The organism is Flavobacterium limicola (assembly GCF_003634755.1).
GTDB classification, from domain to species: domain Bacteria; phylum Bacteroidota; class Bacteroidia; order Flavobacteriales; family Flavobacteriaceae; genus Flavobacterium; species Flavobacterium limicola.
The window spans coordinates 105302-118466 of the sequence record NZ_RBXA01000004.1 but is presented as its reverse complement, the minus strand read 5'-3'; the positions used below and the strand labels follow the sequence as shown (position 1 = coordinate 118466).

Below are 13165 nucleotides of genomic sequence, written 5' to 3'. Positions count from 1 at the left end.
ATCACTTGAGTACTAATAAATTAATTTTTGTTTTCTTTTTTTGCTTTGCAAGCCTACCTTTATTGGCTCAAACGGCTAGAATAAAAGGAGTTATTTTAGATAAAAACAATCAACCGGTAGAAAATGTAAATGTTTCTTATTCGAGTATTGGTACTCAATCCAATCAAAATGGATTTTACGATATAAAAGTTCCCGCGAACCAAAATGTAACGTTAGTTTTTACACATGTCTCGTTAAAAAAAATAACTATAATTTTTTCTTTGGATTCCAATGAACAAAAGGAGTTCAATCCTGTTATGAGTGATCAGGAGGAACAAATGGGAGAAGTTATTGTGACATCGAATAACCGAAAGTTGATTCAGGGTGTTGCTACAATTGAGCCCGAAATGATTCGAAAAATTCCTGGAGCAAATGCCGGAATTGAAAACATTTTAAAAACCTTACCTGGAGTAAATTCTAATAATGAATTGAGTACACAATACGCTGTGCGTGGTGGAAATTATGACGAAAATTTGGTTTATGTAAATGAAATTGAAGTCTATCGCCCGTTTCTTATTCGTTCGGGACAACAAGAAGGGCTGAGTTTTACCAATACGGATTTAGTGCAAAATGTTGATTTTTCGGCAGGAGGTTTTCAAGCCAAGTTTGGAGATAAATTGTCTTCTGTTTTAGATATTACTTACAGAAAACCGCTTAAATTTGGCGCAAGCCTTGAAGCGAGTTTTCTAGGCGGTAGCCTTTCCGTTGATGCGGTGTCAAAGAATAGAAAATGGTCAGCGGTTACAGGAGTTCGATACCGAAATAACAGCCTGTTAGTAAAAAGTCAAGAAACTCAAACGAATTTTACGCCTTCCTTTGCGGATATTCAAACCAATGTAAATTATCAAGCATCGGCTAAATGGCAGTGGAGTTTTTTGGGAAATATTTCTCAAAATAAATACCAATATCAGCCATTAACCAGACAGACTAATTTTGGAACCATAGATAATCCTATGGCACTGACTGTTTTTTATGAAGGTCAGGAAAAGGACAAATACGATACGTATTTTGGAGCTTTAAAAACAACTTTCAATGTTTCGGATAATTTTACGTTGAAATTTATCAGTTCTGTTTTTCATACTTTAGAACAAGAATATTTAGATATTTTCGCTCAATACCGATTAGGAGAAGTGGATTCCAGTATTGGATCAGAAACTTTTGGAGAAGTTGCTTTTACGAGAGGAATTGGATCGCAGCTGAGTCATGCTAGAAACGATTTGGATGCCTTGATTGTAAACACGGAGATAAAAGGTTTTCACGATTGGAAAGAAAGCCAATTTGAATGGGGAATTAAATATACACGAGAATCTATTCGGGATAGAATAATAGAGTGGGAGGTTATTGATTCAGCTGGTTTTTCATTGAATCCACCCATTATTGATTTGCCAAAAAATGATCAGCCGTATTCGCCTTACACCGGACCGCTTGTTCCGTATCAAAATATCCGAGCGACTAATTTTAATTCTATCAATAGATTTTCAGGTTATGGTCAATGGAGTTTAAAATCGAATATTGGGTCGAATGAAGTTTGGTATAATGCAGGTGTTCGTTTTCACAATTGGGAGGTCTTAGGTTCTGCTTTAACTGGGAAATCCCAAATTACTTTTAGTCCCAGAGCACAATTTGCCATAAAACCAGATTGGCAGAAAGATATGGTTTTTAGACTTTCGGGAGGATTGTACCATCAGCCGCCATTTTACAGGGAATTGAGAGATGCGGATGGAATGGTGCAACCCAATACCAAGGCGCAACAATCGGTGCATGTTGTTATTGGAAATGATTATAGTTTTAAGATGTGGAATCGTCCTTTCAAGTTGGTTTCGGAGTTGTATTATAAATCGCTGACAGATGTTAATACATATACGATTGACAATGTTCGCATTCGTTACGCAGCCAATAATAATGCAACTGCGTATGCGCAAGGACTGGATGTTCGCTTGAACGGAGAATTTGTGCCCGGAACGGAATCGTGGTTTAGTTTTGGCTATTTGAAAACAGAAGAAAACAGCAATGACAAAGGATATATTGCCAGACCTACAGATCAAAGATTGAAATTTGGGCTTTTGTTTCAAGATTATATGCCTAATATTCCAAGTATAAAATTGTATCTGAATTTACTTTACAATACCGGATTGCCAGGCGGTTCACCGTCATATGCTGATCCTTATTTGTACCAAAACAGATTGAATGATTACCGCCGAGTGGATGTGGGTTTCTCTAAAGTTTTTATAGATAACACTACAGTAAAAAAGGATACGGGTTGGTTCAAGGACTTTAAAGAGTTGGCGATAGGATTGGAAATTTTTAATCTTTTTGACAATCAAAATGCCATTACAAATACTTGGGTTCGGGATGTATATTCTAAAAATCAATATGCAATTCCCAATTATATGACAACACGAGTTTTTAATGTTAAGCTTACTGCGAAGTTATAATCGTTCAGAATTACTAAAGTTTAACCCAATTTTAATTCGTTAAAATCAAGTATCGAATGCCATTACCATTTTTAAAAATGATTACATTTGAATTTTAATAGTACAATAACATGAAAAAGCTACATATTACATTAATAGGAATCGCAATTTTGTTTTTAACGAGTTGTAAGGAAGAAGTTGAAAAACCAAAAGTTACTTACGATGGAACGAGCAGAGCAAAAGAAATTGCGAAAGCTGATTCAAGTCAGATACAAATTGCCGATTTGCCACTTCAAATGGAAGGAACGGATTATTTGATTCATCCTGTTGCGGATTTAAGCATTCGTGAGAAAGGAATAAAATCGAGATATGGTTCTTCCAGCGTGAATGATTTGAGTTTTACTATATCTAATTATGGCGAATTTGAAATTACCGGTTTTTTGCAGAATTTGAAATTTCAAAAAGTTGATTCGGATTCCATCAGAAAATTGACAGACAAACCTGTTTTGATTCAAACAGCTACGTATTTGAAGTCAGTTGCTGATAAAACCAATAACCAGATTATGGTGTATACGATGGTTGATATGGATACGAATAAAGACGGAAGATTAGACACAAGTGATATAAAAGCATTGTATTTAAGCGAAATCAGCGGCGAGAAATTCACGAAGATATCCTATGATTTTCAGGAATTAATCGACTGGAAATTGATTAGTTCAAAAAATCGTTTGTACTACAGAACTGTTGAGGATACCAATAAAAATGGCGAATTTGATAAGAAAGATGTGGTGAATTATTACTATATTGATTTGTCAAAAAAGGAATGGAAAATAATTGGTTACGAGCCAGTTTAATTAGATTGGTTTTAAATCAAAATATCACTTTCTAAGTCTGATTTTTCAATGGTGAAATCGAATCCAAGTTGTTTCACTAATTGAATGACCAGATTTTTATACCAGTTTTCGGATTTGGGATGAATGTATATTTTTTCGATTAACTGATCGATATTTACATTGATTTTCAATCCTTCATTGATTTTAATATCGCTTTCGCCAATGTCAGTGATGATGCGTACTTCGCCTTCATACTGAAAACTCTTTCGTTTGAATAAAAAAGGAAAAAACATATCGTCAAACGGAATGTGTTCTTTTTTGTAATCGATGTAATTTACTTCTCCGATATATTGCTTGAAATTTATTTCAGGAATAAGCGATTCCTGTAAACGCCCAATTGTGGATTGAATTGCCAAGCCTTCACTATTTTGCGTGAAAATCTGCCACATGGCAAACGATTCGTATTCATTGATATGCCAGCTGCTAATCGCTACTTTTTCCCGATGTGTTTTATAATAGTTTAAAAAGTCAGGATTGTCAATGGAAAGTTTTTTTATTTCCTCAAAAGTAGGTTCGCTGAAAGTGCCTTCATATTGATCTTCAAATTTATCGGATCGCGACATGAATAATTTTCCAGACATCAATAAATCTAAAAACTTAGATAAGTCCAAGTATTTCCAAACAACAGTATTTGGATCTTCAGGAAGCTTTATGTTTGGATTGTTAATGTACATTTTTTAGATTTAAAAAATTAAAAATAAAATTATTCAAAGATTTACACTTGAAGAAATATCTTAAATCAAAAACATACAATCGTAAATTATGATTCTAAAGATTGCATGGTCACTAATTTGTTATACGTGCCATTCATTGCAATAAGTTCTTCATGTTTTCCTTGCTCGACTATTTTTCCTTTTTGCATCACCACAATTAAATCTGCTTTTTGAATGGTGGAAAGACGGTGCGCAATCACAATCGATGTTCTGTTTTGCATCATGTTCTCTAAAGCTACTTGAACGAATTTTTCACTTTCCGTATCCAATGCTGAAGTGGCTTCATCCAAAATCATAATTGGAGGATTTTTCAAAACAGCTCTGGCAATCGATAAACGTTGTTTTTGTCCACCGGAAAGTTTGTTTCCGCTATCGCCAATATTAGTATGAATTCCTAATGGCAAGTCTTTTACAAATTCATAGGCATTGGCAATTTTCAATGCTGCAACAATTTCTTCATCAGTTGCGTCTATTTTTCCAAGAGAAATATTAGCTTTAATAGTATCATTAAATAAAATACTGTCTTGAGTCACTAATCCTATCAAATTGCGAAGAGAGTGCAGGTTCATGTCTTTGATGTCAATTCCATCGATAGCAATTGTGCCTTCATTTACATCATAAAAACGAGTCAATAAATTGGCAATGGTACTTTTTCCACTACCGGATTGCCCTACAAGAGCGACTGTTTGACCTTTTTTAACTTCAAGTGAAAAGTCTTTTAAAACGTTCTCGTCTTCGTATCTGAAATTAATATTCTTTATTGTTATACTGTCTTCAAAGGTTAATTTTTTAATTGCATTTTCGCTATCTGTAATCTCATTTTTTACTTCTAAAACTTCAAAAACACGTTGGGCTGCTGCTAGTCCATTTTTTACCGAATAAGAGGCTTTAGAAATGGATTTGGCAGGAGTTAAGATGTTGTACGCTAGACCCATGTAGGCTAGGAATTTTGCTCCATCAAGTAATGCTTTTCCATCAGGTAATGTGTCTACAAGTACCATTCTTCCACCAAACCAAAGCAATACACAAATAGTAATGATCCCTAAGAACTCACTCAAAGGTGTAGCTAAGTTGTTTTTTTTTCCTATACTGTTGGACAGTTTTAAAACTCGGGTAACTGAATCATTAAATTTTTGTTTAAAATTTGATTCGGCATTGTAACTTTTAACAACTTTTAGTCCGGATAACGATTCTTCTACAATCGAAATTAAATAGCCGTTTTCATATTGAATTTTTTCGGATTTGCTGCGCAGGGATTTACCAATCTTTGATATTAATAGTCCTGAAAGAGGAATGAAAATAAAGACAAACAAAGTTAATTTGAAACTTATTGCAATCATACCAACAAGCGTGAATACGATGGTCATTGGCTCCTTAACAATTAATTCTAAGATAGAAAAAAAAGAATTTTGAACCTCATTTACATCGCCTAACATTCTAGCCATAATATCACCTTTTCTTTTTTCAGAATAGTAGGAAACAGGTAAGTTAATGATTTTGTGATACATCGAATTTCTTAAATCCTTCAATACGCCATTTTTAAGATGCATCAAATGATTAGATGCTAAGTAATTAAATAGATTTTTAAATAGGAAAGTGATGCTTACTATGGCTATAACTAACAGTAAGGCGAATTCAGGACCATTCTTTTCTGTCAGAAGTGTGATGTTGTAATATAAGTATTCTTTAGAAAATTTGATGATGTCAAAAATAGACTCTAAAACAGGTTTTTTATTGATTTTTTCACTAGTACCAAAAAGTACATCCATCATTGGGATTAATGCAATAAACGACAAGGTGCTAAACAGTGCGTAAAAAATATTGAATATGACATTCCAAATCACATGAGAACGATATGGAATTGTGAAAGGAATAATTTTTTTGAAATTTGAATCCATTTAAGTTGTTTTTTTGTCATCAAGACCCGATAAATTTTCCACTTATCAGGTCTGTCTGAAAAATCAATTTTGTTTTTAATTAATTCAATTGCATTGATGCAATAATATTTTGGATCTTATTATTTAAAGCACTTTCTACTTCTTTAAAATCTTCTACTGAATACAATTCAGCATTTACACTGATGTAGAATTTTATTTTTGGTTCTGTTCCGCTTGGTCTGGCGCAAATTTTAGAACCGTCTTCGGTGTAATAAATCAATACGTTCGATTTAGGAATCGTCATAGTAGACTCAGATCCGTCCAAAAGGTTTTTAGCTATGGAAGATTGGTAGTCCTCGACCATAATGACTCTTTGACCGTTGATTTCTTTCAATGGATTTTCTCTCATGTCAATCATCATCTGATTAATTTCCTGTAAACCATCCATTCCTTTTTTAGTCAGTGAAACTAAATGTTCTTTGTAGAATCCGTTGTCAATGTATAAATTAAGTAATTCTTTGTAAACGGTACTTCCTTTGGCTTTGGCTTGAGCCGCAATTTCGCAAATTAATAAAGTAGCCGCAACAGCATCTTTATCACGAACCGCATCACCCACCATGTATCCAAAACTTTCTTCACCGCCGCCAATGAATTTCAACTCAGGAAAATCCTTTATCATCTTGGCAATCCATTTGAAACCTGTCAAACCAATTTTGCATTCTACATTATAATTTGTGGCTAATTCCATCATCATAGGAGTCGAAACGATTGTAGAACCTACAAATTGCTTGCCATTGATCTTTCCTGCTTGTTTCCATTGTTCCAATAAAAAAGCAGTCATCAAAATCATAGTTTGATTTCCGTTGAGCAAAATCATTTGCCCTTCGTTATTTCGAACAGCAACACCTAAACGGTCACAATCAGGATCTGTTCCAATCACAATATCTGAATTGGTTTTATCAGCTAATGCCAAGGCCATCGTCAATGCTTCCGGTTCTTCCGGATTTGGAGATTTTACGGTTGGGAAATCACCATTTGGTACCCTTTGTTCTTCAACAATATTCACATTAGGATAACCCGCTTGTGATAAGGTATCAGGAACTAATTTTATAGATGTTCCGTGCAAAGAGGTGAAAACAATATTTAGATTTTCTTTGGCTTCAGCCGAAGTTCCAAAACTCGCATTTTCGATAGTCGATTTGATAAAAGCTTTATCAACTTCCGTATCAATATAATGTATCAAGTCTTCGTTTGCAGTGAACTTGATTTGGTTGTAATTCAAATTCTCGATAACATTGATAATCCCCTCGTCTTCTGGAGGTACAATTTGTCCGCCATCTTCCCAATACACTTTGTATCCATTATATTCTGGCGGATTGTGTGATGCAGTAAGAACAATACCACACTGACAGCCTAAATGTTTTACCGCAAATGATAATTCTGGAGTAGGTCTCATATCCGAAAACAAATACACTTCAACTCCATTGGCAGAGAAAACATCTGCAACTAATTTGGCCAATGTATCGCTATTATGACGACAATCGTAAGCAATAACTGCTTTCAAAGGCTGATTAGGAAATGCAGTACGCATGTAATCTGATAGTCCTTGCGTACTTTTCCCAAGCGTATATTTATTGATGCGATTGTTTCCTACACCCATAACACCGCGCATTCCACCTGTTCCAAATTCAAGATTTTTATAAAAACTCTCTTCCAGTTCTTTCGGTGATGTAGTCATCAATTCTTTAATAGCTTCCTGAGTTGCTGGGTCAAATGTTGGGGTAAGCCATACGTTTACCGCATCCAAAATGTTTTGTTTGATATCCATTTATGTCTGTTTTTACTTTTAATTTTTTTAAAATTTAAGTAATGTTGTTTTTGTTTTTTAGGAGCTATTTACTTCGTCATTTCGCTACGCTCGTGTCTTGCTATTCGCTATATCTTTTTCTTTTTTTAAAGAAAAAAAGAAAAAGGATGCCGCTATTATCAGGGCTAGGTATTGTGCAAACGAGAACTATTATTTTTCATTTAGTCTTAGTTGAAACTATAGAAAATTAACCTCGCTTGACACTTTATAGCGCTCTTCGTTGTTTTTTGTTCGCAAAATTATTTCGCCAAGAAATCCAGCCAAAAATAATTGTGTTCCCAAAACCATTGTGGTCAGTGCGATGTAAAACCAAGGGTTATTTGTTACCAGACTATAGCGCATGTCATTATACATGTGGTACAGTTTTGAAATACCAATATATCCGGCAAGCATAAACCCAATAATAAACATTAACGATCCCATAGCACCAAATAAATGCATTGGTCTTTTCCCAAAACGGGAAAGAAACCAAATGGTAATTAAATCCAAGAAACCATTTATGAAACGTTCCATACCAAACTTGGTCTCACCATATTTTCTGGCTTGATGCTGTACTACTTTTTCACCAATTTTTCCAAAACCGGCATTTTTTGCCAAAACCGGAATGTATCGGTGCATTTCACCCGAAACTTCAATATTTTTTACCACAATATTTTTGTAGGCTTTCAATCCGCAATTGAAATCATTCAATTCCACTCCCGATGTTTTTCTGGCAGCCCAATTGAATAATTTAGAAGGCAGGTTTTTAGCCACTACGGAATCGTAGCGTTTCTTTTTCCATCCGGAAACTAAATCATATTTCCCATTGGTAATCATGTCGTACAATCCCGGAATTTCCTCTGGGCTGTCTTGCAAGTCAGCATCCATAGTAATGATGACATCACCTTGCGCTTTTGCAAAACCAGCATGCAATGCTTGTGATTTTCCGAAATTTTTCATGAAACGAACGCCTTTTACATGAGGGTTTTCTTGGGCAAATCCTTCTATAATAGACCATGAATTATCGGTACTTCCATCATCTAAAAAAATGATTTCGTACGTATAATTATGAGATTGCATCACTTTGATGATCCAATTGTAAAGTTCATTAAGCGATTCCTCTTCATTAAGAAGCGGTATGAGTACAGATAAATTCATTAATTTTTATTCTTGTGTAGATTTACTTTTAAAGAATGCTGCCAAAATTAATCCGAAAAGAGAACTAAAAAGGATTGTAAAAACGGAGCCTTTTAATAATTCAATAGGTGAGTAAGGATCATTTTCCTTCATTTTTGCTATAGCTTCATTGATGGAAGAAGCAGGTGCTCCTAACTTTTGCATCATGTTCATTGTATACTTAATGATTAATTCATTCACGGTTTCTTTTGCCGAAGGATCAATGACATTGAAGAGTAAAATATTGAACAAAACTGAAATTAATATTCCTATTACTGTTGCAATGAAGTAAGTAGTAAATGCATTTTTGAAAGAAAAAACACCATTTAACTCTTTTTTTGTCTTAACAAGTAGGACTATACCTAAAATTAAATACGTCAAAATACTCAGTACACCAATCCACCAAGAAGTAAACAAATTAAGATCAACAGCGTATATTGTTGCTGTGATTAATGCAGAAACTATTCCTATTATAACTCCAAAAGTTATTCCGTTTTTTTTGACAATTTCGTTGATCATTTTAGGTGGTTTTAAAATTAATCCACAAATATAACAATTCCCAATATATTCGGAGCTAAAAATCGTTTTTTACGATTATATAAAAAAAGTCAGGCAAAGATTTGATTATTGGAAAAAAATTGTAAATTTGCAAACTCAAAATAATAATGTAAAACAAAAAGTTATAAGGAGTTTATACCTTTTCTGTTAGAGGAAAAGCTTCAAGACAAGTTATAATTAACAAATAAAAAAGATTAACAAGATGAAAAAAGGAATTCACCCAGAAAATTACAGATTAGTTGCATTTAAAGACATGTCAAATGACGAAGTTTTTATCACTAAATCTACAGCAGATACAAGAGAAACAGTAACAGTTGACGGTGTTGAATACCCAGTTGTGAAGATGGAGATCTCTAGAACTTCTCACCCTTTTTACACAGGTAAATCTAAACTTATTGATACTGCAGGACGTATCGATAAATTCAAAACTAAATACGCTAAACACGTTAAATAATTTTAACTTGTTTTTAAATACATCAAAGCCTTCCATTCGGGAGGCTTTTTTATTTTTATCTATTTGAAAACTTTGTAACTTTGTCCTGAAACTTCGGGATTGCTAACTTTGAAACTTTATAAATGAATTACATACTTTTTGACGGTCCCGCTCGGAACGCCTTATTGCCTTTTACTTTCACACGTCCTGTTGCGGATATTCTTATTGGAATCATGACGATTCGTCAAAAATGGGAAATGCGTTTGGGTTCTACCACAACTACATTGACAGAGGAATATCTCTCCGAAAAATTTCCAATGGTAGAACTGGAAGAAAATGTGATGATCAATGCTTCCTTTCTTCCTAATGACGTTTTGGTGGAAATGGTGAGTAATTTGGAGCCAAACCAGGCTATTTTCAAAGGTGATGAAGTAATTGCTTTTTATACCAATGATGAGCAGGAAGAAGTAGATTTTGATTCGTATGAGATATTAGAGTATAGCGAAGACTGTTTAACAGTGGAAAATACTTGGGATATTTTTTCCAAAAATGATTCGGCAATACGAGAGGATTTTGAATATTTGACTGAAGACCGGAAATCACAGCCAATTCCAAAAAGTGTCAACGTTATCGCTCCCGAAAATATATTTATTGAAGAAGGAGCCAAATTAGAATTTGTTACTTTGAATGCTTCATCTGGTCCTATATATATAGGTAAAGATTCTGAGATCATGGAAGGTTCTGTGATTAGAGGCCCTTTTGCCTTGTGCGACCATGCGGTTGTCAAAATGGCGGCAAAAATTTACGGAGCAACAACTGTTGGGCCTCATTCCAGAGTAGGTGGCGAAGTAAATAATTCGGTATTGTTTGGCTATTCTAATAAGGGACATGATGGGTTTTTAGGTAATTCTGTTCTTGGTGAATGGTGTAATATTGGTGCCGACAGTAACAACTCGAATTTGAAAAATAATTACGAAGAAGTGAAATTGTGGAGTTACGAAACGGAAGGTTTTGCTAAAACAGGACTTCAGTTTTGTGGATTGATGATGGGAGACCACAGCAAATGCGGAATTAATACCATGTTTAATACCGGAACGGTAGTAGGCGTAAGCGCTAATATTTTTGGCAGCGGATTTCCTCGCAATTTTGTGCCAAGTTTTTCTTGGGGCGGTGCTTCGGGTTTTACTACTTATATAACTAAAAAAGCATTTGAAACGGCTCGATTAGTCATGTCTCGCAGAAACGTTGACTTTGACGAAAGAGAAGCAGCGATTTTAGAACATGTTTTTGAGGAATCAAAAAAATGGAGAAAGGAATAGTAGTTTTAAATTAATTTCTGAATAATTTAAATCATTTGTCATTTCGACAAAGGAGAAATCTGACTTGGGATTTCTCCTTTGTCGAAATGACATTTTTAGTTTTTATAGATTGCTAAAAAACTTCCAATTTGCAAATTGTCCAATTCTGTATTTAATCTATCTTTGCAACTTCAAAAAAAAGTTGAATTGAAAAATTACAACTTTAAACTTTAAATAAAAATAATGATTACAGTTAACGATATTTCCGTGCAATTTGGTGGAACGACGCTTTTTAGTGATGTTTCCTTTGCCATAAATGAGAATGATAAAATTGCCCTTATGGGTAAAAATGGAGCAGGAAAATCGACGCTTCTAAAAATAATTGCTGGGCAAAGCAAACCCTCAACCGGTAATATTTCGGCGCCAAAAGATGCGGTAGTGGCTTATTTGCCGCAGCATTTGTTAGCCACTGACGGAGCAACGGTTATGGAAGAAGCTTCTAAAGCCTTTGGAGAAATCTTTGGTATGAAAGCCGAAATTGACGAAATCAATGAACAATTGACCATTCGTACGGATTACGAGAGTGATGCTTACATGAAGTTGATTGAAAGAGTTTCTGATTTAAGCGAGAAGTTTTATGCTATAGAAGAAGTGAATTATGAAGCTGAAGTAGAGAAAATTTTAGTTGGGTTAGGTTTTGTTCGGGAAGATTTTAACCGTCAAACTACTGAGTTTTCAGGAGGTTGGAGAATGCGAATTGAGTTAGCTAAAATCCTTTTGAAAAAACCAGATTTGATCTTGCTGGATGAGCCTACCAATCACATGGATATTGAAAGTATTCAATGGTTAGAGGATTTCTTGATTAATTCAGCTAAAGCGGTTGTGGTGATTTCGCACGATAGAGCTTTTGTAGATAACATTACCAATCGTACCATCGAAGTTACGATGGGGAGAATCTATGATTACAAAGCAAAATATTCTCATTATTTAGAGTTAAGAAAAGATAGACGCGTACACCAACAAAAAGCATACGATGAACAACAACGTATGATTGCGGATAACAGAACTTTTATTGATCGTTTCAAAGGAACTTTTTCTAAAACAGATGCGGTTCAGTCGCGTGTTAAGATGCTAGAGAAACTGGTTATTGTTCAGGTTGACGAAGTGGATACTTCGGCACTGAAATTAAAATTTCCTCCTGCAATACGCTCGGGTCAGTATCCTGTAATTGTTAAAGATTTGTCTAAGTCATACGGAGATCACGTGGTTTTCAAAGATGCAAACATTGTTATCGAGCGCGGTCAAAAAGTCGCTTTCGTAGGTAAAAATGGGGAAGGAAAATCTACGATGATCAAAGCCATTATGAAAGAGATTGGTATTGATGGAGGTAGTTTAGAAATTGGACATAATGCACAAATTGGTTATTTTGCACAAAATCAAGCGTCGTTATTAAATGAAAATGCGACAATTTTTGAAACTATCGATGATATTGCTGTTGGAGATGTTCGAACAAAAATAAAAGATATATTAGGTGCGTTCATGTTCCATGGTGATGATGTGACCAAGAAAGTAAAAGTGCTTTCAGGTGGTGAGAAAACGCGTTTGGCAATGATAAAATTATTGTTGGAACCAGTGAATCTATTGATCTTGGATGAGCCTTCGAATCACTTGGATATGAAAACCAAAGATATTATAAAAGATGCGCTACGTGATTTTGACGGAACATTGATTCTGGTTTCTCACGACAGGGATTTCTTAGACGGATTGGCAACCAAGGTTTTCGAATTTGGAAACAAACGGGTTGTTGAACACTTTGAAGATATTACCGGTTTCTTAGCGCACAAGAAAATGGACAGCATGAAGGAGATAGAGAAATAATACTCTTAACATTTTTATAAATCAAAAAGCGGCTGTATTC

10 protein-coding genes are annotated in these 13165 nt (G+C 34.6%); 5 read left to right on the top strand and 5 right to left on the bottom strand.

Translation table 11 applies throughout. The features are described 5' to 3' along the window. Nucleotides 1–5: 5 nt before the first annotated feature. Together BC952_RS13120 and BC952_RS13115 are read left to right on the top strand one after the other, a co-directional pair. Nucleotides 6–2474, top strand: coding sequence for a TonB-dependent receptor (locus BC952_RS13120; RefSeq protein WP_121366081.1), 2469 nt, complete (start codon nt 6–8; stop codon nt 2472–2474). A gap of 110 nt (nt 2475–2584) precedes the next feature. After that, the gene (locus tag BC952_RS13115; RefSeq protein ID WP_121366080.1) at nt 2585–3307 is read left to right on the top strand and encodes a hypothetical protein; all 723 of its coding nucleotides are present in this window, start codon (nt 2585–2587) and stop codon (nt 3305–3307) included. An 11-nt stretch (nt 3308–3318) separates the two neighbouring features. Here the strand turns inward: BC952_RS13115 and BC952_RS13110 are convergent, their stop codons facing one another. The 5 genes from BC952_RS13110 to BC952_RS13090 form a co-directional block, all read right to left on the bottom strand. Further along, nucleotides 3319–4020 carry a hypothetical protein gene (locus tag BC952_RS13110; RefSeq protein WP_121366079.1) on the bottom strand — a complete coding sequence of 234 codons (702 nt, stop codon included), beginning with the start codon at nt 4018–4020 and terminating at the stop codon, nt 3319–3321. A gap of 86 nt (nt 4021–4106) precedes the next feature. After that, a complete protein-coding gene (locus BC952_RS13105; RefSeq protein ID WP_121366078.1) occupies nt 4107–5957 on the bottom strand; it encodes an ABC transporter ATP-binding protein in 1851 nt (616 codons plus the stop codon). A gap of 79 nt (nt 5958–6036) precedes the next feature. Continuing rightward, on the bottom strand, nt 6037–7764 hold the full coding sequence (locus tag BC952_RS13100; protein WP_121366077.1) for a phospho-sugar mutase: 1728 nt from the start codon (nt 7762–7764) through the stop codon (nt 6037–6039). Between the two features lie 216 nt (nt 7765–7980). Further along, the gene (locus BC952_RS13095) at nt 7981–8940 is read right to left on the bottom strand and encodes a glycosyltransferase family 2 protein (protein ID WP_121366076.1); all 960 of its coding nucleotides are present in this window, start codon (nt 8938–8940) and stop codon (nt 7981–7983) included. Nucleotides 8941–8946: 6 nt separating this feature from the next. Further along, complete coding sequence (locus tag BC952_RS13090) at nt 8947–9477, bottom strand: DUF4199 domain-containing protein (RefSeq protein ID WP_121366075.1); 531 nt, start codon at nt 9475–9477, stop codon at nt 8947–8949. Between the two features lie 241 nt (nt 9478–9718). Between BC952_RS13090 and BC952_RS13085 the strand changes: the two genes are divergently transcribed. From BC952_RS13085 to BC952_RS13075, 3 genes are all read left to right on the top strand, one after another. Further along, complete coding sequence (locus tag BC952_RS13085; RefSeq protein ID WP_121366074.1) at nt 9719–9970, top strand: type B 50S ribosomal protein L31; 252 nt, start codon at nt 9719–9721, stop codon at nt 9968–9970. Between the two features lie 122 nt (nt 9971–10092). Then, nucleotides 10093–11268, top strand: a complete 1176-nt coding sequence (locus BC952_RS13080; RefSeq protein ID WP_121366073.1) for a GlmU family protein — start codon at nt 10093–10095, stop codon at nt 11266–11268. 222 nt (nt 11269–11490) lie between these two features. Continuing rightward, a complete protein-coding gene (locus BC952_RS13075) occupies nt 11491–13125 on the top strand; it encodes an ABC-F family ATP-binding cassette domain-containing protein (RefSeq protein WP_121366072.1) in 1635 nt (544 codons plus the stop codon). Nucleotides 13126–13165 lie beyond the last annotated feature (40 nt).